Annotated in this window: 31 protein-coding genes; 18 read left to right on the forward strand and 13 right to left on the reverse strand. The window is 47.5% G+C overall.

Features of this window, described 5'->3' with window-relative positions; translation table 11 throughout:
- From WHS43_04970 to WHS43_05030, 13 genes are all read left to right on the forward strand, one after another.
- Nucleotides 1–972 carry a thiamine pyrophosphate-dependent enzyme gene (locus WHS43_04970; GenBank protein ID MEJ5338987.1) on the forward strand — a complete coding sequence of 324 codons (972 nt, stop codon included), beginning with the start codon at nt 1–3 and terminating at the stop codon, nt 970–972.
- The gene (locus WHS43_04975; GenBank protein MEJ5338988.1) at nt 959–1936 is read left to right on the forward strand and encodes an alpha-ketoacid dehydrogenase subunit beta; all 978 of its coding nucleotides are present in this window, start codon (nt 959–961) and stop codon (nt 1934–1936) included. The genes WHS43_04970 and WHS43_04975 overlap by 14 nt, the downstream gene beginning before the upstream one ends.
- Nucleotides 1926–3200, forward strand: a complete 1275-nt coding sequence (locus tag WHS43_04980; protein ID MEJ5338989.1) for a dihydrolipoamide acetyltransferase family protein — start codon at nt 1926–1928, stop codon at nt 3198–3200. The genes WHS43_04975 and WHS43_04980 overlap by 11 nt, the downstream gene beginning before the upstream one ends.
- Complete coding sequence (locus WHS43_04985) at nt 3193–4425, forward strand: NAD(P)/FAD-dependent oxidoreductase (protein ID MEJ5338990.1); 1233 nt, start codon at nt 3193–3195, stop codon at nt 4423–4425. The genes WHS43_04980 and WHS43_04985 overlap by 8 nt, the downstream gene beginning before the upstream one ends.
- Before the next feature lie 66 nt (nt 4426–4491).
- A complete protein-coding gene (locus WHS43_04990) occupies nt 4492–4635 on the forward strand; it encodes a hypothetical protein (protein ID MEJ5338991.1) in 144 nt (47 codons plus the stop codon).
- Nucleotides 4636–4696: 61 nt separating this feature from the next.
- Nucleotides 4697–5299, forward strand: a complete 603-nt coding sequence (locus WHS43_04995; GenBank protein MEJ5338992.1) for an FAD-dependent oxidoreductase — start codon at nt 4697–4699, stop codon at nt 5297–5299.
- The gene (locus WHS43_05000; GenBank protein MEJ5338993.1) at nt 5296–6147 is read left to right on the forward strand and encodes a flippase-like domain-containing protein; all 852 of its coding nucleotides are present in this window, start codon (nt 5296–5298) and stop codon (nt 6145–6147) included. The genes WHS43_04995 and WHS43_05000 overlap by 4 nt, the downstream gene beginning before the upstream one ends.
- Before the next feature lie 23 nt (nt 6148–6170).
- Nucleotides 6171–6728, forward strand: coding sequence for a Fe-S-containing hydro-lyase (locus tag WHS43_05005; protein ID MEJ5338994.1), 558 nt, complete (start codon nt 6171–6173; stop codon nt 6726–6728).
- Complete coding sequence (locus tag WHS43_05010) at nt 6728–7159, forward strand: phosphatidylglycerophosphatase A (protein MEJ5338995.1); 432 nt, start codon at nt 6728–6730, stop codon at nt 7157–7159. The genes WHS43_05005 and WHS43_05010 overlap by 1 nt, the downstream gene beginning before the upstream one ends.
- 13 nt (nt 7160–7172) lie before the next feature.
- On the forward strand, nt 7173–8033 hold the full coding sequence (locus WHS43_05015) for a permease (GenBank protein ID MEJ5338996.1): 861 nt from the start codon (nt 7173–7175) through the stop codon (nt 8031–8033).
- Between the two features lie 25 nt (nt 8034–8058).
- Complete coding sequence (locus WHS43_05020; protein MEJ5338997.1) at nt 8059–8412, forward strand: roadblock/LC7 domain-containing protein; 354 nt, start codon at nt 8059–8061, stop codon at nt 8410–8412.
- Nucleotides 8413–8418: 6 nt separating this feature from the next.
- Nucleotides 8419–9111 (forward strand): DUF4388 domain-containing protein, encoded by a 693-nt coding sequence (locus tag WHS43_05025; protein MEJ5338998.1) that lies wholly within the window; start codon nt 8419–8421, stop codon nt 9109–9111.
- Entirely contained in the window at nt 9111–9659 is a 549-nt protein-coding gene (locus tag WHS43_05030; GenBank protein ID MEJ5338999.1) for an ATP/GTP-binding protein, read from the forward strand. Before WHS43_05025 ends, WHS43_05030 begins: the two co-directional genes overlap by 1 nt.
- Here the strand turns inward: WHS43_05030 and argC are convergent.
- From argC to WHS43_05050, 4 genes are read right to left on the reverse strand one after another with little or no spacing between them, the layout of a single operon-like run.
- Nucleotides 9656–10678 (reverse strand): N-acetyl-gamma-glutamyl-phosphate reductase, encoded by a 1023-nt coding sequence (argC, locus tag WHS43_05035; GenBank protein MEJ5339000.1) that lies wholly within the window; start codon nt 10676–10678, stop codon nt 9656–9658. The two genes, WHS43_05030 and argC, sit on opposite strands and share 4 nt — an antisense overlap.
- The gene (gene rpsI / locus WHS43_05040) at nt 10663–11103 is read right to left on the reverse strand and encodes a 30S ribosomal protein S9 (GenBank protein ID MEJ5339001.1); all 441 of its coding nucleotides are present in this window, start codon (nt 11101–11103) and stop codon (nt 10663–10665) included. Before rpsI ends, argC begins: the two co-directional genes overlap by 16 nt.
- On the reverse strand, nt 11100–11534 hold the full coding sequence (rplM, locus tag WHS43_05045) for a 50S ribosomal protein L13 (GenBank protein ID MEJ5339002.1): 435 nt from the start codon (nt 11532–11534) through the stop codon (nt 11100–11102). The genes rpsI and rplM overlap by 4 nt, the downstream gene beginning before the upstream one ends.
- Before the next feature lie 48 nt (nt 11535–11582).
- Nucleotides 11583–12008, reverse strand: coding sequence for a DUF1122 family protein (locus tag WHS43_05050; protein MEJ5339003.1), 426 nt, complete (start codon nt 12006–12008; stop codon nt 11583–11585).
- A 19-nt stretch (nt 12009–12027) separates the two neighbouring features.
- Between WHS43_05050 and WHS43_05055 the strand changes: the two genes are divergently transcribed.
- Genes WHS43_05055 through WHS43_05075 form a run of 5 tightly spaced genes read left to right on the forward strand, consistent with a single transcriptional unit; the run spans nt 12028 to nt 14253 of the window.
- Nucleotides 12028–12393, forward strand: a complete 366-nt coding sequence (locus WHS43_05055) for a TraR/DksA C4-type zinc finger protein (protein ID MEJ5339004.1) — start codon at nt 12028–12030, stop codon at nt 12391–12393.
- Complete coding sequence (locus tag WHS43_05060; GenBank protein ID MEJ5339005.1) at nt 12386–13597, forward strand: aminotransferase class I/II-fold pyridoxal phosphate-dependent enzyme; 1212 nt, start codon at nt 12386–12388, stop codon at nt 13595–13597. Before WHS43_05055 ends, WHS43_05060 begins: the two co-directional genes overlap by 8 nt.
- Before the next feature lie 47 nt (nt 13598–13644).
- Complete coding sequence (locus WHS43_05065; protein ID MEJ5339006.1) at nt 13645–13929, forward strand: nucleotidyltransferase domain-containing protein; 285 nt, start codon at nt 13645–13647, stop codon at nt 13927–13929.
- A 4-nt stretch (nt 13930–13933) separates the two neighbouring features.
- On the forward strand, nt 13934–14071 hold the full coding sequence (locus tag WHS43_05070) for a nucleotidyltransferase substrate binding protein (GenBank protein MEJ5339007.1): 138 nt from the start codon (nt 13934–13936) through the stop codon (nt 14069–14071).
- On the forward strand, nt 14059–14253 hold the full coding sequence (locus tag WHS43_05075) for a nucleotidyltransferase substrate binding protein (protein MEJ5339008.1): 195 nt from the start codon (nt 14059–14061) through the stop codon (nt 14251–14253). Before WHS43_05070 ends, WHS43_05075 begins: the two co-directional genes overlap by 13 nt.
- On the opposite strand, the gene WHS43_05080 is transcribed toward WHS43_05075, so the two are convergent.
- Genes WHS43_05080 through mtnA form a run of 9 tightly spaced genes read right to left on the reverse strand, consistent with a single transcriptional unit; the run spans nt 14250 to nt 21291 of the window.
- Nucleotides 14250–14891, reverse strand: a complete 642-nt coding sequence (locus WHS43_05080; GenBank protein MEJ5339009.1) for a phosphoribosyltransferase family protein — start codon at nt 14889–14891, stop codon at nt 14250–14252. The two genes, WHS43_05075 and WHS43_05080, sit on opposite strands and share 4 nt — an antisense overlap.
- On the reverse strand, nt 14888–15565 hold the full coding sequence (gene radC, locus WHS43_05085; protein ID MEJ5339010.1) for a DNA repair protein RadC: 678 nt from the start codon (nt 15563–15565) through the stop codon (nt 14888–14890). Before radC ends, WHS43_05080 begins: the two co-directional genes overlap by 4 nt.
- Complete coding sequence (locus WHS43_05090) at nt 15549–16781, reverse strand: hemolysin family protein (GenBank protein MEJ5339011.1); 1233 nt, start codon at nt 16779–16781, stop codon at nt 15549–15551. Before WHS43_05090 ends, radC begins: the two co-directional genes overlap by 17 nt.
- A complete protein-coding gene (gene prmC / locus WHS43_05095) occupies nt 16769–17584 on the reverse strand; it encodes a peptide chain release factor N(5)-glutamine methyltransferase (GenBank protein MEJ5339012.1) in 816 nt (271 codons plus the stop codon). The genes WHS43_05090 and prmC overlap by 13 nt, the downstream gene beginning before the upstream one ends.
- Nucleotides 17493–17828 carry a preprotein translocase subunit SecG gene (gene secG / locus WHS43_05100; GenBank protein ID MEJ5339013.1) on the reverse strand — a complete coding sequence of 112 codons (336 nt, stop codon included), beginning with the start codon at nt 17826–17828 and terminating at the stop codon, nt 17493–17495. The genes prmC and secG overlap by 92 nt, the downstream gene beginning before the upstream one ends.
- An 8-nt stretch (nt 17829–17836) precedes the next feature.
- The gene (locus WHS43_05105) at nt 17837–18496 is read right to left on the reverse strand and encodes an ABC transporter ATP-binding protein (protein MEJ5339014.1); all 660 of its coding nucleotides are present in this window, start codon (nt 18494–18496) and stop codon (nt 17837–17839) included.
- Nucleotides 18489–19655 carry an ABC transporter permease gene (locus WHS43_05110; protein ID MEJ5339015.1) on the reverse strand — a complete coding sequence of 389 codons (1167 nt, stop codon included), beginning with the start codon at nt 19653–19655 and terminating at the stop codon, nt 18489–18491. Before WHS43_05110 ends, WHS43_05105 begins: the two co-directional genes overlap by 8 nt.
- A complete protein-coding gene (locus tag WHS43_05115) occupies nt 19652–20344 on the reverse strand; it encodes a hypothetical protein (protein MEJ5339016.1) in 693 nt (230 codons plus the stop codon). Before WHS43_05115 ends, WHS43_05110 begins: the two co-directional genes overlap by 4 nt.
- Complete coding sequence (gene mtnA, locus WHS43_05120; GenBank protein ID MEJ5339017.1) at nt 20341–21291, reverse strand: S-methyl-5-thioribose-1-phosphate isomerase; 951 nt, start codon at nt 21289–21291, stop codon at nt 20341–20343. Before mtnA ends, WHS43_05115 begins: the two co-directional genes overlap by 4 nt.
- Between the last annotated feature and the right edge of the window lie 17 nt (nt 21292–21308).

Genomic DNA, 21308 nt, shown 5'->3' on the forward strand with positions numbered 1-21308 from the left:
ATGAGCCAGACTCTGGCAGAGAAGTTCTATTACCTTATGAAGTTGGGGAGGGAATTTGAGATAAGGTGCAAGGAAGAATACCTCAAGGGTAACATCTCAGGTTTTCTGCATCTTGCCATAGGCGAAGAGGCGGTGCATGTGGGGGCTGTGGTGGGCTTTGGAAAGGGAGACCTCTTCTGTCCCTACAGGGAGCATGTGCTGGCTCTGGCAAGGGGCGTAGACCCAAGGCTCATAATGGCGGAGCTCTTTGGAAAGGCAACGGGCGTTTCAAAGGGTAAGGGAGGGTCCATGCACCTTTACGAGCCGAAGCTGGACTTTTATGGTGGAAATGCCATAGTGGCAGCGCACCTTCCCCATGCGGTGGGTGCAGCCTATGCCAGAAAGCTCATGGGAGAAAAGGCAGGAGTTCTATGTATCTTCGGGGACGGTGCCACCAACAACGGCACCTTCTTTGAGTCAATAAACATGGCCTCACTCTGGGAAGTGCCCGTTCTTTTCCTGTGTGAGAACAACTACTACGCTATAGGAACTCATGTAAGCAGGTCTTCGGCTCTGAAGGACCTTTACCTTAAGGCAAGGGACTACATGCCCACGGAGGTGGTGGACGGCATGGATGTGTTTGCGGTCTATGAGGCGGTTGTAAGGGCAAAGGGATACATAGAAGAATACGGAAAGCCTTACTTTATTGAAGCACACACTTACCGCTTTGAAGGGCACTCCATGGCAGACAAGGGGGACTACAGGTCTCCAAGAGAGCTGGAGATGTTCAGGAAGAAAGACCCCATAGACCTTCTTGTTAAAAGGTCTCTCAGAGAGGGCTGGCTCACAGAAGAGCAATTAAGGCTCATAGACCAGAAGGTGGAAGCGGTGGTGGAAGAGTCTGTGGAGTTTGCCCTGAACTCTCCAGAGCCTTCCGAAGAGGAGCTCTACACGGACCTTTACTGCGGGGTGTGTTCCGATGTTATACCGTGATGCCCTGAACCTTGCCCTTGACCATGCCATGGAACACGATGGGAGGGTTGTTGTCCTCGGGGAGGATGTGGGCTTCTATGGTGGAAACTACAAGGTGACTGACGGTCTTTATGTGAAATACGGAGAGAAGAGGGTTATAGATACACCAATAGCAGAAAACTCCATAGTGGGAACAGCCATAGGGATGGCTCTTATGGGACTTCGTCCGGTGGCGGAGATAATGACCGTAAACTTTTCCATGCTCGCTATGGAGCAGTTTGTGAACCAGATGGCAAAACTTCGCTACATGAGCGGGGGCAAGCTCTTTCTTCCACTTGTGGTGCGCATGCCTCAGGGGGTGGCAAAACAGCTCGCTGCACAGCATTCTCAGAGCCTTGAACACTTCTTCGCCAGCGTGCCCGGTCTTTATGTCTTCTGTGCTTCAGACTCCGTAAGTGCCTACCATGGGCTTCTTCATGCCATAAGGCTTGATGACCCTGTTATCTTCCTTGAGCATACCCTCCTTTATGGCATGGACTTTCCTTTTGATTACGTGCAGGGCTTTGACCCCTTCAGGGCAAGGGTTCTGAGAGAGGGAAGTCATATAACGGTCGTGTCTTATCTCAAGATGCTACACGATGTTCTCAAAGCCTGTGAATGGCTTCAGGAAAGGGACGGCATATCCTGTGAAGTTATAGACCTTACCTCTCTCAGACCCATAGATTTTGAGACCATATACCAGTCTGTAAAAAAGACACACAGGCTTGTGGTGGTATACGAGGCACCAAAGACGCTGGGACTTGGGACAGAGGTTTCTGCAAGAGTCTGCGAGGAACTCTTCTACCTTCTTGACGCACCGCCTCTCAGGATTGCAGGAGAGGAAGTTCCCATACCCTACAACAGGAAACTGGAGCTAATGGCAATACCCACACCAGAAAAGATATACTCACAGATACTGAGCTGGAGCAGAAGCCATGGATTATGAAATTCTCATGCCTCAGTTTTCAGACACCATGGAAAAGGGCAAGATAGTCCGATGGTTGAAGAAGGAGGGGGATTATGTGGAAAAGGGTGAGGTGATAGCAGAGATAGAGGCTGAAAAGGCGGTTATGGAACTTCAGAGCTTTAAAAAGGGATTCATAAAGAGGATACTTGCAGGAGAAGGGGAAGAGGTTCATGTGGGAAAGTCCATAGCCATAATGGAGCTTGGGGAAAAGGTTGAAGTGTTAAAGAGACCGACCCCTGTGGAAGAGAAGCCCAGAGTTGAAGAGAGAAGGACAATCCCGGAAAAGAAGGAAGAGAAGGCGCCCCCTCCCCCACCTCCAAAAAAGGAGGAAAGGGTTGAACTACCTCCCGGTTTTGCTTCACCCTACGCAAGACTTCTTGCAAAGGAAAAGGGAGTGGAGCTACATGAGCTTCAGAGGGAGGGCAGACTGCCATCTCCAGCCCATGCAAGAGATGTGGAGGAATTTGAAAGGGAAAGATACTTTACTCCAAAGGCCCTTGAGCTTTTAAAAGAATACGACCTCAGCACCGACGAGCTTCTTAGAGAGTTTCCCGAAAGAAAGATTGACGAAGACCTTCTGCTTGCCTATGTGGAAAGGAAAGGAATTCCAAGAAAGGTTTCTATATCTTCCGTCCAGAAGAGCCTCATATCCAACCTCTCAAAGAGCTTTCTGTTTCCCCACTATCACATATACGAGGTTTTTGACCTGTCTGCCATTCCATGGGATAAGGAGATAACCCTGACCCACTGGCTCATAAAAATCGTGGGCGATGCCATGCAGTTTTTTGACAGGCTCAGGGCTGTATTCAGGGAAGACCACTATCTTGTATACCCTGGCTCTCATGTGGGTGTTGCCATGGCTGTGGGGGATGAACTCTACAACCCTGTGGTAAAGGAGGTGAACAGAAAGAGCCTCAGAGACATAGCTCAGGAGGTAAGAGAGCTCAGAAAAAAGGCAGAAGAGGGAAGGCTGAGTCTTGAAGAAATGAAGGGAGCAACCCTTACCATATCAAACCTTGGCATGTTTGGCGTAAGAGCCTTTGATGCGGTCATTCCCTTCGGTCAGGTATGCATTATGGCTGTGGGCATGCAGGAAAGCGACGGCAAAGCCCACATAACTTTCACTTTTGACCACAGGGTGGTCAACGGCTTTCATGCAGCACTTTTTGTAAAACACCTGAAGGAGAAGGTCCTTGACAGAAATTACGTAAAGATGCTAAAGAAGGGGGTGCAGAGTGTTTGACTATGATGTGGTGGTGCTCGGGGGTGGACTTGCCTATGTGGGGGCGGAGCTTTTGAGGAGCGCAGGTATGAAGGTGGCAGTGGTGGAAAAGGACCCCGCCCATCTTGGTGGCGTTTGTCTTCATGAAGGATGTATACCCACAAAGCTTTACCTCTTTGAAGCAAGAAAACTTTCTGACCTCAAAAACTCACCCCTTATTTCGGCAAAGGAGCTGTGCCTCAATCTGAAAACCCTCAAAGAGAAAAAGCAAAAGCTCACGAAAACACTTAGAGACCAGATTGAAAAGCTCCTGAAGGGCGTGGACTTCATATATGGATACGGAGAGCTTGTAGAGCCAAATGTGATAGAGGTGGAGGGGAGGAGAATCAGCGGGAAAAACATAATCATAAACACGGGCAAATCCTATCCTCAAAAGCCCAGCGGTGATGAGCTTCTGGAGCTTGAAGAGCTTCCACAGAGCATAAGGCTGGCAGGCGATGACCCACTGCTTCTTGAGTTTGCCTGCATGTATGCCCTCATGGGTGTATCCCTTGAGGCCTACTTTGATGAGAAAAGTCTTGATTTCATACACCCTTCCATAAAGAGCAGGCTTCTGAAGATGCTGAAAGACCTCCACATAGCCCTCAAGCCCCTTTCTGAAGCAGCCCATGAGGGCACATACTGGCTTATGAAGAGGGTGCCAAACTCAGAATGTATAAAGGTTGACCTTCCAAGGGATGAGAGAGGGCATGTGCTCGTGGACAGAAACTACGAAACTACACTGAAAGACCACTATGCGGTTGGAGACATAAACGGTATTGCTGAGCTTGCCCATGCCAGCCGGCTCCAGTCAATTTCAGTGGCACTCAGGCTCACAAAAGGTAAGGGCTTTTACACACCTCCTTACAAAATCCCCTATGTTCTCTACACGCAACCCCTGTCATACGCAAAGGTTGGCTTTACAAGAAGAGAGCTTGAGGAGAAAAATTTAGAATTTACAGAAAAGAGCGTAAGCCTCAGAGCCTTTGCAGTGGGTAGCATATACCATACGGAAGAAGGAATGGCATTCCTCTACTTTGACAGAAAGGGTTTTTTCCTCGGAGGGGAGGTTTTTTCAAGGGATGCAGGCGAGCTTGCGTCTGTGCTTACAGTAAGCCTCTTTTCCGAGCTTAACCTTGATATGCTCTCAAGGCTCTGCCTCCCTCATCCCACGCTTGGAGAGACTCCTTTTCTCAGGCTTTTATGATTTAAGGCATAACTGCTTCGTGAAAGGGACATAGAATAAAAGCATCAAGAGTAAGGAGGTGCTACCATGTGCTGTTTCAGCAAGGAAGAGCTTGAGAAAATAAGGGCTATGGCAGAGGAAAAAAAGAAGATAAAAGAGGCTCTCAAAAGCGTAAAACCCTCAGACTTTGAGAAGAAGGAAGAAAAGAGAGAAGCGCTTGCAAGCAAGTGAAGAGAGCTTCAAGGAGTATTCTGGGAGGGAGTAGCCGCTTTTATTGTATAATAGTGTTCTTATGAATTATGATGTTATCATAGTGGGTGGAGGAGCCAGTGGACTTGCCTGTGCTCTGACCCTTGCATCTGCAAGGGGACGGGGCTGGCAGTGGGCAGAGGGCAGAAGATATCTTCTCTTTGACACAGAGGGCTCAGACCTCAGAAAGGCTTTCCTCAAGAATGTGCCCGGTATAGACCACATTGCAGGCACAGAGCTGTTAAAGAAGATAAGAAGGCAGATAGAAGAATGGGGCGGCGTGGATTTTATTCAGGAAGAAGTGATAAGAGTTGAAAGAAGGGGGGAAGCCTTTGAGGTTGAGAGCAGGTCTGGCAGGACCTTTCTTTCAGGCTATGTGGTGCTCGCTGGAGGTTTTCATTCCTTCAGCATAAAAGGTCTGGAAATAGAGCTCCTTGAAAACCCAAAGTCTCCCAAGCCAGGCAGAGTGATGATAAAACATAAGGACTATGAGGTTGATAGAAACCTCTTCGTTGCCGGGACTCTTGCAGGCCTCTCTTCTCACTTCACTTCCTGTGCAGGCTCAGGTGTGGAGGTTGCCGTTGAAATACTTTCAAGGTTTGCGGGCAAGAGGATAGTAATACACGACGTGCCAGAGGTGACTTGAAAAAATTCATCCCTTTTGCCCTTACCCTTCTTTTCCTTTCTCTCCTTTTTTACTTTGTCCCAGCTGGGGAGATTCTCTCAAGCCTGAAAAATGTGGATTTTATGAGCCTTCTGCTTGCCTTTTTTTTATACAGTCTGAGCCAGCTGGTGAGGTCCCTACGGTGGAGACTCCTTTTGAAAAACCTGAACCTTTACCAGAGCTTTCTCATTAACTCTGCCAACATACTTTTTAACAACCTTCTGCCTGCAAGGACGGGTGAACTGAGCTGGTTTTACTATGCAAGAAGGCTCGGTGTAGGTCTGGGTGCTTCCCTCTGGTCTTTCCTTGTGGGAAGGCTCTATGACCTCATAAGTCTTCTCTTTCTCTTTTTTCTCAGTCTGTCCCCAGCCCTCGGCTATGCCATAATTCCCTCTGTCCTTCTCCTTCTGCTCGGACTGACCCTCTACAGGTTCTATTTTTTCCTGCCTTCTACTGGAAAGCTGGGAGAACTGAAGGAATTTATGAAAAAAGAAGCAACTCTTAGACTTTCTCTGCTTTTACTCCTTCTGTCCTCCTTATCTCACAGTCTGAAGTTTGCAAGCCTTCTTGTGCTTCTGCCTGTGGAGAACACAGACCTTTACAGAAGCTTTCTTGCCTTCCTGGGTGGAGAGCTCAGTTCTGTGCTTCCAGTTCATAGCTTTATGGGCTTTGGCACCTATGAGCTCGCCTTTGGTCTTCCCCTCAAGTTTCTGGGAGAGAGCCTCAAAGAATGGCTGAAGCTGGGCTTCATATTCCACAGCTTTCTTCTCCTGTCTTCTTTCATCTGGGGAGTTCCATCTGCCCTGCTACTCAGCAGGCACAGGACTTAGAAAAACTGCCTTATAATCTTCTTATGGAAAAAAAGGTCCAGACGCCACTGACCGATGAAGTCATTGAAGAACTAAGGGCAGGGGATAAGGTTTTAATCACGGGCTACATCTACACTGCAAGGGATGCAGCTCATAAAAGGATGGTGGAAGCCCTTCAGAAGGGTGAACCTCTACCCATTGATGTAAGAGGTCAGGTTATATACTATGTGGGTCCAACGCCTCCCAGGCCCGGGCAAGTTATAGGCTCTGCAGGTCCCACCACCTCCATAAGGATGGACAGGTATGTGGAGGACCTTCTCAAGCTGGGTCTTAAGGGTATGATAGGTAAAGGCTACAGGTCTCCTCAGGTAAGGGAGCTTCTGAAAAAATACAGGGCAGTTTACTTTGCTGCAGTAGGCGGTGTGGCTGTTCTCCTGTCAAAGTGTATAAAGTCCTCTGAGGTGGTCGCTTACGAAGACCTTGGCACAGAAGCGATTAGGAGACTCTACGTGGAAGATTTTCCCGTCATAGTTGCCAATGATATATACGGGGGGGATGTGTTTGAGGAGGGAAGAAAGAGGTTTGCGAGGATAGACCTCTAATGTGGCAGGAACTAATCGCCACGGGCTTTTATATTGGAAGGTTCAGATACGCACCGGGAACAGTTGGGACCTTCTTGGGTATACCTCTTGTTTATTTACTTGTTTACAAATGGTGGCTCACGCTGATTTTTGGTGTCCTGCTTTACTGGGTTGCTGTCTGGTCTGCCAGTTATATGGTGGAGCTAACAAGAGAAAAGGACCCTGAGGAGGTGGTTATTGATGAGGTTGTTGGGTATTTTCTCTCTTTTCTCCTTGTGGAACCAACACTGAAGGCTATCATGGTGGGCTTTATTACTTTCAGAATTCTGGACATAGTAAAACCCTATCCCATAAAGTTCTTTGAAAGACTGCCTGGTGGTCATGGTGTGGTGGCAGACGACGCAGTTGCAGGGCTTATGAACGCAGTCATACTCTATTTTCTTTTCAGCTAAGATATTTTTCAGCATGGAAATTTTCAGAAACTTTTTCCTTTCCTTATGGGACTACACACTGGACATACTCCCCTTCTTTCTCCTTGCAGTTCTTATTACATCTCTGCTTCAGGGTTTTACGAGCCTCAGCTGGCTAAAAACCTTCCTCAGGAAAAGAAGAACTGCGCCCATATACACTGGTATTCTTGCTGGGCTCTTGCCTCTATGTTCCTGTTCCATGCTTCCAGTGGCAAACCTTATAAGCAGCATGTCCAGAGGCTATGCACCAGTGCTCTCCTTTCTTGTGGTAGCACCAGTTGTATCCCCAGTAACCCTGCTCCTTACTTACGGTTACTTTGGTCTTCCCATGACTATGCTGAGACTTTTTGGCACTCTTTTCTTTGCCCTTCTCTTTGCCTACATATCTGACTTCTTTTTCAAAAAACCCAGTGGATTGCCCCTAACTATAGGAAGTGCAAGGGACACAGGCTGGAAATCCTTTGGCACGTACTTTAAGGATAACTTTCTTGGAATAGGCAGGTATCTCTTGCTGGGTATAGTGATTGCCTCCCTGATTAAGACCCTTATCCCCCCTGGTCTTATAAAGCCGATAGCCGGCAGTTTTCTATCTTACCCTCTCCTTTCTTTTGTATCCATACCAATTTATGTATGCTCCGGTGAGGAGGTGCCCATAGCAAAGGCTCTGGGAGATATAGGCTTCAGCTGGGGTGGTGCACTTACCTTTATGCTGGGAGGAACTGGCATATGCGTGCCTACTATACTGGCAACGCTTAAGTTCCTGCCAAAGGGCCTGGTCCTCGCATATGTGTTTTTCTGGCTCTTTTTCTCTGTAACCATGGGGATTCTTTACGATATATTCTTCTGGAAAGTTTAGTATAATTCTTAGAGAGGAGGGAAAAATGGACAGGTATACACAGGTTTTGCAGGAACTCATAAGAAACACAGGTCTTGAGGGTGCATCCCTCGTATCTGCAGATGGATTGCCAATAGCCTCAGTGCTCAAGCCAGGCATGGAGGAGGACCGCATAGCGGCCATGAGCGCAGCCATACTCTCACTGGGTGAACGTGTCTCAGAAGAGCTTGCAAAGGGTAACCTGGAACAGATAACTATCAAGGGGCATGATGGTTATGTCATACTCACTGGAGTGGGAAGGGATGCGGTGATGGTGGTTCTTGCGGATAACAATGCCAAGCTGGGGCTACTGCTTATGGAGATAAGGAAGTCCCAGGATAAGCTAAAGGGGATGATATAAAGGCTTATGGCTCTCACGGGTGACCTGAAAACCTTTAACTTTGTGGACATACTCCAGATAATAGCCAAGGACAGGAAGAGCGGGATTCTCCTTGTGGAGTGGAAGGATATAACGGTTGCCTATTACGTGAAGGATGGGGAGATAATCTTTGCCCGTCCTGTGGACAGGGTCTTCAGAGTTTATGCGGAGAGGGACTTTGACCTTCTGATAGAAAAGCTGCGCATATCAAAGGAGAACCTTTTTAGAACTGTGCAGAGGTTTCTACTTGAGAGACTTGACATGAAAGAGGGTGTGTTTTCCTTTACGCCAGGATTTGTGAAGTATAACTCCAACTATTCGGTTGTCTATCCAGTTGAAAACATAATCATGATGGCATCCCGCTACCTTACACCGGAGGAGGTTGAAAGAAAAATATCTGATGAAATGCTTCTTTTTGAACCCGCTGAGGGTTCCGAGGAAAAGCTAAAGAGGGTAGAGCTCACTCCAGAAGAGCAAAAGGTCCTTCCTCTCGTGAACGGCGAGAGAACTGTGTATGACATAAGGAAAGAGTCAGGTCTTGAAAACCTTACTGTGGACAGGGCTCTGTATGGCTTCCTTGCCCTTGGGGTAATAAAGAGAAAGAAGAAAGAGAGGAAACAGAAGCCTTCAATAGCCCTTGACCTTCTCATGAAGATAATAGAAAGGATAAGGGAGCTGTGATGAAGACCATAAAGAAGATAAAAATAGTGGTGGCTGGTCCCTTTGCGGCGGGCAAAACGCAGTTTATAAACACTGTGAGTGAGATTAAAACGGTTAAAACTGAAAGAAGAACTCAGGCAGTTGGCGAAAGGAGCGTGAAGGAATACACCACCGTAGCCATGGACTTTGGAAAGATACGCATAGATGATGAGCATGAGCTGTATCTCTTTGGCACGCCCGGTCAGTCAAGGTTTGACTTCATGTGGGAGATACTGGGTGAAGGTGCACTTGGAATAATAATACTGGTAGACAGCACAGACCCCTCCACCTTTCATGAGGCAAGGAGGATAATAAATTTCTTCCACTCTCGCTTTCCTGTTCCCATGGTGGTGGGTGCAAACAAGCAGGACCTGCCCAACGCTTGGTCTTCAGAAGACGTATCCACCGCCCTTGACATAGGTGAGGATGAGGGCATACCTGTGTTGCCCCTCTCTGCCATTGATAAGGAAAGCGTTAAAAGTGTGTTGCTTACACTGCTTGAAATAATAAAGGAAGAAATCTCCAGTTAAGGGAACTGCGCAGATCTTTTCAATGCCAGGCTTTCTTCAAAACCCATCATAAGGTTAAAGTTCTGCACCGCCTGTGAAGATGCCCCCTTCCCCAGGTTGTCTATGATACTTATAACTTCAAGTATGGATGTTTCTCTGTGATAGTAAAGGTATAAAAAGCAGAAATTACTTCCAGCAGCGTGCTTCATGTGCGGTGGCTCTTCTGTGAGAAATAGGAATGGCTCCCCTCTGTAAGTTTCCACATAAAGACCCCTGAAGTCCATCTCTCCGCATCTTGTATAGACTTTTGCCAGCATCCCCCGCACTGTGGGGACAACCTGTGGTGTAAACCTTACCTTCAAAACTTTTCCATAAACCCTATGAATAACTTCCTCCATTTCTGGTGTATGCCTGTGCCTGTCCACTGAGTAGGCGAAGGCGTTTCCTTCCATCTCAGGATAATGGAACTTCTGGCTCGTCTTTCTGCCTGCACCGGAAACTCCAGAGAGAGCATCCACGATTAAAAAGTCCATTTCAATACCTTCTTTAAGCAGAGGATAGACAGCCAGCAGTGTAGCAGTAGGATAGCAGCCTGGGTTTGCCACCAGCTGAGCTCCCCTTATATCTTCTCTGAAAATCTCCGGAAGTCCATAAACTGCTCGCTGTAGCAAATCTTTATGTGTGTGCTCAAAACCGTAGTATTCGGGGTATTTAGATGCATCCCTTATTCTGTAAGCGCCAGAGAGGTCTATTACCTTCTTACCCCTTTTCAGGAGCTCTGGCACAAGCTCCAGCGATGCTTCGTGTGGAAGGCAGAGAAAGGCAACGTCAAAGTCCTCATCAGGCTCTTCAGTAAGCTTTAAAGAGCCAACAGGGGCTGGCAGGAAGGAGGGAAAAACTTCAAAAAGCCTCTTGCCGGCATAGGATTGAGAAGTGAGAGAAGCCACCTTTACATAAGGATGCTCTAAAAGTATCCTGAGAAGCTCAGCCCCCGTGTATCCGGTGGCACCGTAGATACATACTCTTATCTCTTGCTCCATCTGTAGGCTTTTCTTGCCTTCATGAGTCCATATTTCTTTCTTTCCTTTTCCCTTGCATCCCTCTTCAGGAGTCCAGCTTTCTTGAGGCTACCTCTCAGGTCTGGGTTGTATTTGAGAAGAGCCTTTGCAACACCATACATTATGGCTTCCGCCTGCCCGCTTATGCCACCGCCGCTTACAGTGGCATATATGCCAAACCTTCCATCCAGACCTGTGAGCTTTATGGGATAGAAAACCTTATGATAGAGGGTTTCCCTCTGAAGATAGTCTTTCAGATTATACTCCTTTCCGCTTTCCTTGACTTTTACTATCTGTCTGTCTGTCCCTCTTATGAGCCATACCCTTGCCACACTTTCCTTTCTTCTTCCAGTGCCATAAAAGGCATTATCAAAGCCTATCTTAAAATCCTTCAGCTTCAGACTCATGCTTCAACCTCCAGAGTTCTGGGTTGCTGAGCAGTGTGCGGATGTTCGTTTCCTGTGTACACTTTTAGCCTCTTGAGCATTCTGTGCCCCAGTCTGTTTTTTGGAAGCATTCTCCTGACGGCAAGCCTTATAACCTCTTCGGGCTTGTGCTGGAGCATCCAGGAAAGACTTCTCTCCTTGAGACCACCGGGGTAGTTGCTGTGAAACTGATACTTTTTCTGCTCAGGTTTTTTGCCGGTGGCAATGATCTTGTCCGCATTCAGAACTATGACAAAGTCACCGCAATCCACGTCCGGCTGGTAGTAGGGCTTGTGCTTTCCCATAAGCACCCTTGCTATCTGAGAGGCAAGCCTGCCCAGAACCTTTCCCTGGGCGTCTACGACCCACCAGTTCCTTACCACATCCTCTTTTCTAACATGGTAGGTTTTCATCCTTCTTCTCCTTTAAGAACTTCTAAGAATTATACATTATAACACAGGTTATCTTTCCGCCTGCAACTTATACCCACCCTCCATCCATCCTTCCGGATAATACCAGTCCCTGAAGTATCTGTAGCCGAGGGCTTTCAGCTTTGAACCAAGCCTTGTATACTGCGGCTCCTTTCCCGCCTTTAGCTCCTGCATGGTCTGATGGTCCTCATAGTATTCCACAAAAACCCTTCTGAAGTATTTAGCCAGTATATGGTAGAGTTCCTCCTCAGAGGAGGAGCCAAAGAACTCCGGGCTAATGTGGAAAAGCTCCACCCACTCTTTCCAGTAGGGCTTTCTGCCATAAAAGGCTTTTATGAAAAGTATTCTCCTGCCATCTTTTCCAAGGGTTATGTTCTCTTCTTCCGCAAACCTTCCCCTTTCAACCCTGATAAGACTGAAGTGTTTCCCAAGTTCCTCTTTGAAAGCCTCCTTCATGACTTATAATTATAGGATTATGCACCATCTAACTCCAAAACAGATAGCGGAGCTAAAGGAAGAACTTCTGAGGATGAGGGAGAGGATAATAAAATATGCGGAGGAGCAGATAAAAGACCCTTCAAACGTTTCCTTTGAGGGTGGTGATGAGATTGACAGGGCAAACATAGAAACAGGCAGATACATAAGCCTGCAGAGGATAAAGACAAGAGAGTTAAAGCTTCTGCGTAAGATAGATTATGCCCTTATGAAGCTGGAGCAGGGCACATACGGCATATGTGAAAGCTGTGGAGCCCTGATACCCTTTGAAAGGCTGAGGGCAAGACCTGTCACCACCATGTGCATAAACTGTAAGGAACTTGAAGAGGAAGGAGAGCATGAGTGAGAGCTGGATGTTTCCGAGAGTGAGCAGGCTTCCAAAGTATGTCTTTGCTATGGTAAACGAGCTAAAATACAGGCTCAGGCGTGAGGGGGAAGACATAGTGGACCTGGGTATGGGAAACCCTGACCTTCCACCGTCGGAGCATATAGTGGAAAAGCTCTGTGAAGTGGCACGCAGAGATAACGTTCATGGCTACTCTGCTTCAAAGGGTATTCCCAGGCTCAGAAAAGCCATATGCGACTTTTACAGAAGAAGATACGGGGTGGAGCTTGACCCTGAGAGGGAAGCCATACTCACCATAGGTGCCAAGGAAGGATATTCTCACCTTATGCTTGCCATGCTTGAGCCCGGTGACACAGTGCTTGTATCCAACCCCACCTATCCCATACACTACTATGCTCCCATAATAGCCGGCGGTGATGCCATATCCGTCCCAATAATTCCCGATTATGGAGAGGTTTTTGAGGAGAGCTTTCTCAGAAGGGTTCATGATACCCTCAAGGCATCTTTTAGAAAGCCCAGAGCAGTGGTGCTGAGCTTTCCACATAACCCCACAACCCTCTGCGTGAGCCTTGACTTTTTCAGAGAGATGGTAAGGCTGGCAAAGAGGGAAGAGGTATGGCTTGTTCATGACTTTGCCTATGCGGACCTTGGCTTTGACGGTTATGAGCCTCCAAGTATACTGCAGGTGGAAGGGGCAAAGGATGTGGCGGTGGAGCTTTACTCCATGTCAAAGGGTTTTTCAATGGCAGGATGGCGCGTTGCCTTCATAGTGGGGAATGAGACGCTCATAAAGAACCTTGCCCATCTGAAGAGCTATCTTGATTATGGTGTCTTTACCCCCATTCAGGTTGCCTCCATAATAGCCCTTGATAGCCCCTACGAGATTGTGGAGAAAAACAGGGAGGTTTACAGGAAAAGAAGGGATGTGCTGGTGGAAGGACTTAACCGTATAGGATGGCATGTGGAAAAGCCGAAGGGAAGCATGTTTCTGTGGGCTAAGATACCCCAGTGGGTGGGTATGAACTCTCTTGACTTTTCCCTCTATCTGCTAAAAGAGGCCAAGGTGGCGGTATCTCCGGGCATAGGTTTTGGAGAATATGGTGAGGGCTATGTGAGGTTTGCCCTTGTGGAGAACGAACACAGGATAAGACAGGCAATAAGGGGTATAAAGAGGGCTTTTGAAAGATTTACACAGAGGGTATGAAAGTTGATGACCTTATCTAGAAGCTTGTTGACCTCCTAACGCAGGAGCTGGACCCCGACAGGATAATCCTTTTCGGTTCAAGGGCAAAGGGCAGCGCAAAGCCATATTCGGATATAGACATAGCGGTGGAGGGGGGCAAAGAGCTTGATCACAGGGAGCGGAGAAAGTTAAAGGAAAAGATAGAGAAGCTCAGTGGTATATACAGTGTGGATGTGGTCTTTCTCCATAAAGTGGAAAAAGACTTTGCAGAGCTTGTAAGAAGAACCGGCAGGGTTCTCTATGAAAAGGGAAGAGGTGCAAAAAGCCTACGAGAAACTCAGCAGAGCCTTTAAGACCATGAAGGAGGGGCTGTCAGAGGCAAAAACTCCTCTTGAGATTGACGGAGTTCTGCAGAGGTTTGAGTATACCTTTGAGTCCTTCTGGAAGTTTCTGAAGATACTTCTTGAATATCACGGCTTTGAATGCAAAATATAAAGACAGCCTTCAGGGCAGGGTTTCTGGAGGATGATGAGCTTTTCCTTGACATGCTTGAAGATAGAAATCTCGCCTCACGCATATACAGTGAGGCAGAAAGCAGAGAGGTGTTTGAAAGGATAAAGGGAAGATACATGGACAAACTTGAACGGTTTTTAGAGGGGATTACAGAAGTCTTTTAGCCCTTTGCGATAAAGTAGGCATGCACCTCCTCCGCACCCACAGAGAGGAGCAGGTATGCAAGCCTTTTTATGGTGGAGCCTGTAGTCAGAAGGTCGTCCACCAGAAGAACTCTTTTACCCTCAATAAAGTCTATAAACTCATCCCTGAGCATGTGTCCGAGAACTGCCTTCTGTCTTTTTTCTGCGTTAAGGCGTGCAAGGGGTGGACTTATGTCCCTTCTTCTGAAGACTTTCATGTATGGCACCTCTGCCCCTCTGAGTATATACTCCACATGGTTAAATCCCCTTCCCCAGAACCTTCTTATGTTAAGAGAAGGAAAGGTTATCATGTCTGGCTTTATCTCTTCAAGATAATCCGGCAGGTGCTCTTTTATCCTTCTGCCCAGAAGCAGTGCAAGGCTTTTTGAATTTCCAAACTTTATGCCGTGAAGGACCTCTCTCAGAACGCTCTCATACATACCAAAAACCCTGTAAGAAGCCACATATTCAATCTTTTCTGAGTAGTCCATGGGATGGTGAGGTTTTATGGCTTCAAGGCATCTATCGCATAAAAAGCCCTGAGAGGAACCACTGAAAAAACCCCCACAGGAAAGGCATTTCTCAGAAGAAAGTCCAAGTCTCTGAAGCAGACCTATCACATATAGCCCTCCCTTTTGAGGGAAACATAACCCTTTCGGTTTATTATGAGATGGTCAAGGAGCTCAAAGCCCATGAGCTTGCAGGCATCCCTGAGCCTTTTTGTGAACTCTATGTCCTCCCTTGAAGGTCTCAGCTCGCCCTTTGGATGGTTATGGGCTACTAGGATGGAATGACAGGCGGTGTTTATGGCGTGGTAGAGTATTTCCCTTGGCTCTGCGTGCAGGGCGTTCATCCTGCCTATGGCTATCACCTCGTGTGCTATAAGTCTGTTGGTTGGTGCGAGATAGAGGGCTATGAGATGTTCCCTTCTTTCGTCCACCATGTTCTTTAAAAATCTGTAGGCTTCTTCTGGATTGTTTATGAAGACCCCCTCGTAAGGGTCGCTTATCCTCTTTGCAAGCTCTATTATGGCCTTAATCTGACATGCCTTTGCCTCACCTATACCCTTAAAGCTCTTTATGACTTCCTCTGGGGACATTTTGCCCAGTCTCTGCCATCCCAGCCTCACTATTTCCCTTGAAAGGCTGAGCACATCCATCTCTCTGGTGCCAGAGCCAAGAATCAGTGCCAGCAGTTCTTCCTCTGTGAGGCTCTCCGCCCCGAGCCTGAGCATTTTCTCCCTCGGCTTCAGTTCCTCCGGAAGCTCCCTTATGCTTTTATTCCTCCGATACATGTCTTTCTATCCTCACCTTTATTATCCTCCTTTCATCCCTCTGAACCACTTTAAAACGGTATCCCTGATAGTCTACCACCTGCCCCTTTTCTGGAAGACCTTTAAGATTGAAGGAGAGAAATCCACCGAGGGTTGTGTAGGGACCCTCTGGAAGCTCAATGTTCAGGAGCCTTTCAATCCTCTCCCTCTCCACGCTGCCCTCTGCTATCCATATATCCTTTTCTATCTCCAATATGTCCTCATCTTCCTCTGCCCTTCCTTCAGAAAGACCTCCTATAAGATAGCTCTGGAGGTCATCCCATGTAATTATGCCCAGTATGTTTCCGCGCTCATCCACCACAAGACCCATATGTTCCTTGCTTCTCTTGAAAAAGTCAAAAACCTTGTCAAGGGTTGTAAACTCTGAAAAGTAATGGACAGGCCTTATTAGCTCCCTTATAAATCTTGCATGCCTGCTCTGCACCAGGTCAAAAAGGTCCACATAGCCCACTATCTGGTCAACTCTTCTTCTGTAGACGGGGAGTCTTCTATACTGGCTTTCCTTCATAAGTTCCATGACCTGCTCAATACCGGCATTTTCCTCCACCATGACCACCTCTTTTATGGGTCTAATCTCTTCTGTCACAAAAAGGTCCCTCATGGTTATGCTCTGAAGAGCTATTCGGAGGCTTTCTTCTCTTGCTGCAGTCTCTTCCATAAGCTTTATGATTTCCTCTTTCTGAAGCCTTTCCTGATACCTGTCTCTGAGGATATCGGTGATAAACCTGCTTACACCTCTTGAGATGGTGAGAATTGGCTTTGTAAAGGTCTTGAGCCTGCTTAAAATCCACAGGGAAGGCAGGATTAGCCTTTCTGCATGCTTCTGGAAGAGGCTTTTGGGGAGCAGTTCTCCAAGAAGGAGGGTGAAGACTACAAGGCTTGCGGAAAAGAGCACCTCAAGTCCTCTTATAAAGGGGAGGTAATCGGAGAGCTTAATAACCGCAAGGGTGTAAAAGGTAGAGGCAAAGACTATACTAACCGTGTAGCCGAGCATGGTAAGGGTTATGTAGTCCTCTGGGTTTTCGTGAAAGTCCCTGAGAAACTCCTGTTTTGTCCTTCTATACAGGTTCATCACTCTTCCCCTGTCCACGCTCACAAGGGCTATCTCAGACCCAGCAAAGAAGGCTTCAAGCAGTATGAAGAAAAAGGCACCAAGAAGAAATCCTAATATCTCCATCCCAGCACTACTCTCTCCTGTCCTGAGTAATCTCTGATGGTTTCAACTTTAAACCCCTTTTCTTCAAAAAGCCTCCTTACCACCTCCCCCTGGTCATGACCTATCTCAAGTGCTATGAGACCACCTGGCTTGAGGTAATCCGCCACTCCCGCTGCCAGTCTTTCGTAAAACTCCCATCCCCTCACTCCACCTATGAGAGAGGAATAGCCTTCTATTCTTATGCTCTTGGGGAGTTTTTCCCAGTGAGCCTCCGGAATGTATGGGGGGTTTGAAACAAGAAGGTCAAAGGGGTAGGGCTTTAGAGGCGTAAATAGGTCTCCTGCAAAGAGCAAAAGCCTGTCTGAAACTCCATGTCTGAGGGCATTCTTCCTTGTAAGCCTGAGAGCTCTCAGACTTATATCACTTCCAAGCATGCGCAGGTTTGTCCTGTAATATAGAAGACTCACGCTTATGCACCCTGTGCCCACGCCCAGCTCAAGGCCCAGAAGAGGTTTATCCTCTGGCAGTCTCTTGAGAACCTCCTCCACAAGAATTTCCGTCTCCGGCCTCGGTATGAGAACACCTTCCTCCACAAAGAAGGTCATACCATAAAAGTCCCACTCACCCAGGATATACTGAAGAGGATACCCCTCCTCAAGTCTGCTGAGTTCTCTGAAAAATCTTTCCTCCACCTCCGGGGGAACCTCAAGGCCTTCCATAAAATAAAGCTCCTTATGGTCTGTTCCCAGAAGGTGTGCCAGAAGGAGTGCTCTGTCCCTGAGGGATGCTCTGCTGGGTTTTTGAAGGAGCTGTCTGACCTTCATCTTTTATGAGAGAGCCTCTTTTTGAGGGATGGGTGAGGGCAAGAAGGATGGCTATTGCCATGAGAGAAAAGCCAAGCCAGTAGGTGACCTTTGTAAGAATCGTGTCCACACCGCCCGGTCCAAACACACCCTGCCCCATTCCACCAAAGGCGGTGCCCACATCCCCCCTGCTCCTCTGCATCAGCACCACAACAATGAGCAGAAGGGCAACTATTACAAAAAGCGTAAGAAGAAGGTAATACATGTCTACTATTATACGATAAGCTCTCCATCCTTTAACCTGTATATCCGGTCAAAGTATGCTTTCAGTTCTTCGTTATGTGTTGCCACAAGAAGGGTCAGCCCCTTTTCCTCCCTGAGTTTGAGGAAAAGTTCAAAAATCCTCCTGCCCTCAGCAAGGTCAAGATTTCCTGTGGGCTCGTCTGCAAGCAGTATTCTGGGTTCCAGCATGAGAGCCCTCCCTATGGCAACCCTCTGTTGTTCTCCTCCAGAGAGCTGACTGGGTCTGTGTCTGAGCCTGTGGGTGAGCCTGAGGTATTCAAGTATCTGCAGGGCTTTTTCCTTGGGTCTTTCAACACCAGCCAGCTGACCTATAAGAGTCAGATTTTCCAGCACATCAAAGTCCTCAAGAAGGTAGTAAAACTGAAAAACAAAGCCCAGATACTTCTGTCTGAAAGATGCGAGCCGGTCCTCATCCATCTCAACTATGTCCTGGTCCATAAGGTAAACCTCCCCCTCTGTTGGCCTTTCAAGGCCGGCAGTTATGTGGAGAAGAGTGCTCTTGCCAGACCCGGAGGGTCCCATCAGACCTACCACCTCACCCTCAAAGATCTCAAGACTTATGTCTTTAAGGGCCTCAACGCCACCCGGGTAGACTTTCCGCAGGTTCTTTATGTGTATAACCCTATTCATTTCTAAGGACCCTTACTATACTTTCCCTTCCCGCCCTGTAGGCGGGGAGGAGGCTTGCCAGAAGGGAAAGAACTACGGCACCCAGAATTGTAAAAATAATGTCGGAAAGTTCAAAGTGCACGGGCACGTGGTCCATGAGGTAGACATCCGCTGGAACCCTTACAAGCCTGTATTCGTTGATAAAATATCCTCCTACCAGAGACAGAAGGAGGCCGAGGAAGGCTCCAGAAATACCCAGCATAAGACCTTGAAGAAGGAATACATACGCCACCTGCCATCTCCTCAAGCCAAAGGTTCTCAGAACAGCTATATCTCTTACCTTTTCCCTTACCTTCATGAAAAGAAGGCTTGTTATGTTGAAGGAGGCTATTACAATCATGAGCATGAGCACAAAAAATATTCCCACCTTCTCAAGCTGTAGTGCATTGAAAAGAGGTTTGTTCAGGTCTATCCATGAACGCACTATGGCCATATCCCCAAGGCTTTTTTCCAGCTCTCTTTTTACCTCCTGGGCTCTGTAAGGGTCCTTGAGGTATACCTCATATCCAGAGAGCTGGTATCCCTCTCCAAAAAAGTCTGAGGCAGTTCTGATGTCCATAACCACTGTGGCGTAGTCCTGGTCAAAGACCCCCTTCTGGAAGATACCCTCAACCTTAAAAACTCTAACCCTCGGAAGAATACCAAAAGGGGTTCGTTTTCCCATGGGAGATAGCACCATCACCTCATCTCCTTCATGGAGCCCCAGTATATCTGCAAGCCCTCTGCCCACGAGAAGACCATCCTTTACCCTCTGCCCGTATATTTCTTGAGCCTCTTCCGGCTCAAGTGCCTTTACACTGACGCTTGTTAGCCTTCCATCCTTTGATATCAGTCCGTTGTAGAGCATGAGATAGTAGACCTTTTCTACGCCGGCTTTCTGACTTATGATGTTGCGATACTCTTCTCTGTTTTCCTGGCTTACGAGGCTGACCACTATGTGGGGCGATGCAGAAAGTATTTTTTCTCTGAGGGCTTGCTGAAAGCCTGCAAAGACGCCCATTGTAAGGAGAAGGGCGGTAACGCTAAGAACAATCCCAAGGAAGGCTATGAGAGAAACCAGCAGGGTGGACCCTCTGCTGGAAAGGAGATATCTCAGAGAGAGCTTCAGAAGGGGCATCATAATGCCTTTAGCTGTTCCAGTATCTCTCTCTGTCTGCGCATTATGTACTGTCTTATTTTCCTGGTCTGTTCTTCCCTGAGGTTTATCTTAAAGCCAAGCCTGACATATACATCCCCTTCTCTGCTTATTATGTTCTTGAGTTCTCCCTGTGCCCTTATCACCCCTTCCCTTGGAAGCTCTATTTCAAGCTCAAAGGGAGTATGTATCCTGGATGCATCCGTTGCTATCTGTGATAGAATTTCTACGAGCCTTTTTGTATCCTCGTTACTCAGCAAAACACCAACCCCAGATTCGCTTATGTCTGCAGCCCTTGTCTTCACAAGGCAGTTGTCTTCCACGCAGAAGGATACATAGACAGGCTCCTTTTCTGTGGGCTCAACCCTTATGAACTCTCTGAGCACCACAGGTGGAGCAGGCACCGGCGAGTCAACTTCGAGAACCAGCTCATCCCTTATGTTGCTGAATACCTTACATATAAGGAACAACTCTCTGACCTTTATGTAAACAGGAACATTGTCTGAGAACACATGTCTGAACTTACAACCCTTAAAGTCAAAGCTGATGAACCTTTCCTGAGGAGATACCCACCTCACAGAAAGTTTTACCCTTATGGGTATTTGCCTCCAGGATGTGACCACCTCGCAGGACCTTTCCCTCTCCAGCTCCTTAAGCACGTCTGCCACCATCATAGTTTTATTATACTTTCCTCTGTTATTATGGCAGTTATGTTTTCTGGTGGAGTTATATCAAAGGCTAGGTGAAGGGCGGGCGAGCCCTCTGGGGCTACAGGAATATCTCTTATAAACTTCACCTCTCTCTCGTCCCTTTCTTCTATGGCTATGCTGTCTCCCGTGATGGATCTGGTGTCAAAGGTTGACCTCGGGGCCGCCACATAGAAGGGTATTCCGTGAGCCTTTGCAAGCACTGAGAGTGAATATGTTCCAATTTTGTTTGCCACATGGTAATCCTTTGTTATCCTGTCTGCACCCACTATAACACAGTCCACCAGTCCTTTTCTCATAAGAAAGCCAGCGGTTGAATCTGTGATTATACTGTGGGGTATGCCCTCTTTAAGAAGTTCCCAGGCTGTAAGTCTTGAGCCCTGAAGGTAAGGTCTTGTCTCGTCTACCCATACGGAAACATTCTTCCCTGCATAATGTGCAGACCTTATGACACCGAGGGCTGTGCCCCAGCCGGCAGTTGCCAGAGCTCCAGTATTGCAATGGGTCAGTATCCTTGCTCCTGCGGGGATGAGCTTCTGGCCAAGCTCCCCCATTTTTCTGTTTGCCATATAGTCCTCCTCTTCTATAACCCTTGCCTCTGCTTCTATGTCCCTGCCTTCCTGAAGGCATCTTTTCATTCTGTCCAGCGCCCAAAAGAGGTTGTATGCAGTAGGCCTTGTGTTTTTGAGGGTTTCATAGACTTTCTCCGGATTTTCTCCAGACCTCACGCCAAGGACAAAGCCATAGGCGGCAACGCATCCAATGGCTGGTGCTCCCCTCACAACCATATCCTTTATTGCCCGGGCCACTTCTCTGTAGTCTTTTAGATTGTGCCATATTTCTCTATCGGGAAGCTCTCTCTGGTCCAGAAGCTCAAGGGTATCACCCTTCCAGTAAAAGGCCTTCACTTCCATAACTTATATATAATAGA

This window comes from Aquificaceae bacterium, assembly GCA_037481935.1.
Taxonomy (GTDB): Bacteria; Aquificota; Aquificia; order Aquificales; family Aquificaceae; genus Pampinifervens.

Coding starts and splice junctions, on each gene's coding strand:
- WHS43_04970 (MEJ5338987.1), top strand. CDS start 1: ATGAGCCAGACTCTGGCAGAGAAGTTCTATTACCTTATGAAGTTGGGG.
- WHS43_04975 (MEJ5338988.1), top strand. CDS start 959: ATGTTATACCGTGATGCCCTGAACCTTGCCCTTGACCATGCCATGGAA.
- WHS43_04980 (MEJ5338989.1), top strand. CDS start 1,926: ATGGATTATGAAATTCTCATGCCTCAGTTTTCAGACACCATGGAAAAG.
- WHS43_04990 (MEJ5338991.1), top strand. CDS start 4,492: ATGTGCTGTTTCAGCAAGGAAGAGCTTGAGAAAATAAGGGCTATGGCA.
- WHS43_04995 (MEJ5338992.1), top strand. CDS start 4,697: ATGAATTATGATGTTATCATAGTGGGTGGAGGAGCCAGTGGACTTGCC.
- WHS43_05005 (MEJ5338994.1), top strand. CDS start 6,171: ATGGAAAAAAAGGTCCAGACGCCACTGACCGATGAAGTCATTGAAGAA.
- WHS43_05010 (MEJ5338995.1), top strand. CDS start 6,728: ATGTGGCAGGAACTAATCGCCACGGGCTTTTATATTGGAAGGTTCAGA.
- WHS43_05015 (MEJ5338996.1), top strand. CDS start 7,173: ATGGAAATTTTCAGAAACTTTTTCCTTTCCTTATGGGACTACACACTG.
- WHS43_05020 (MEJ5338997.1), top strand. CDS start 8,059: ATGGACAGGTATACACAGGTTTTGCAGGAACTCATAAGAAACACAGGT.
- WHS43_05025 (MEJ5338998.1), top strand. CDS start 8,419: ATGGCTCTCACGGGTGACCTGAAAACCTTTAACTTTGTGGACATACTC.
- WHS43_05030 (MEJ5338999.1), top strand. CDS start 9,111: ATGAAGACCATAAAGAAGATAAAAATAGTGGTGGCTGGTCCCTTTGCG.
- argC (MEJ5339000.1), bottom strand. CDS start 10,678: ATGGAGCAAGAGATAAGAGTATGTATCTACGGTGCCACCGGATACACG.
- rpsI (MEJ5339001.1), bottom strand. CDS start 11,103: ATGAGTCTGAAGCTGAAGGATTTTAAGATAGGCTTTGATAATGCCTTT.
- rplM (MEJ5339002.1), bottom strand. CDS start 11,534: ATGAAAACCTACCATGTTAGAAAAGAGGATGTGGTAAGGAACTGGTGG.
- WHS43_05050 (MEJ5339003.1), bottom strand. CDS start 12,008: ATGAAGGAGGCTTTCAAAGAGGAACTTGGGAAACACTTCAGTCTTATC.
- WHS43_05055 (MEJ5339004.1), top strand. CDS start 12,028: ATGCACCATCTAACTCCAAAACAGATAGCGGAGCTAAAGGAAGAACTT.
- WHS43_05060 (MEJ5339005.1), top strand. CDS start 12,386: ATGAGTGAGAGCTGGATGTTTCCGAGAGTGAGCAGGCTTCCAAAGTAT.
- WHS43_05070 (MEJ5339007.1), top strand. CDS start 13,934: ATGAAGGAGGGGCTGTCAGAGGCAAAAACTCCTCTTGAGATTGACGGA.
- WHS43_05075 (MEJ5339008.1), top strand. CDS start 14,059: ATGCAAAATATAAAGACAGCCTTCAGGGCAGGGTTTCTGGAGGATGAT.
- radC (MEJ5339010.1), bottom strand. CDS start 15,565: ATGTATCGGAGGAATAAAAGCATAAGGGAGCTTCCGGAGGAACTGAAG.
- WHS43_05090 (MEJ5339011.1), bottom strand. CDS start 16,781: ATGGAGATATTAGGATTTCTTCTTGGTGCCTTTTTCTTCATACTGCTT.
- prmC (MEJ5339012.1), bottom strand. CDS start 17,584: ATGAAGGTCAGACAGCTCCTTCAAAAACCCAGCAGAGCATCCCTCAGG.
- secG (MEJ5339013.1), bottom strand. CDS start 17,828: ATGTATTACCTTCTTCTTACGCTTTTTGTAATAGTTGCCCTTCTGCTC.
- WHS43_05105 (MEJ5339014.1), bottom strand. CDS start 18,496: ATGAATAGGGTTATACACATAAAGAACCTGCGGAAAGTCTACCCGGGT.
- WHS43_05110 (MEJ5339015.1), bottom strand. CDS start 19,655: ATGATGCCCCTTCTGAAGCTCTCTCTGAGATATCTCCTTTCCAGCAGA.
- WHS43_05115 (MEJ5339016.1), bottom strand. CDS start 20,344: ATGATGGTGGCAGACGTGCTTAAGGAGCTGGAGAGGGAAAGGTCCTGC.
- mtnA (MEJ5339017.1), bottom strand. CDS start 21,291: ATGGAAGTGAAGGCCTTTTACTGGAAGGGTGATACCCTTGAGCTTCTG.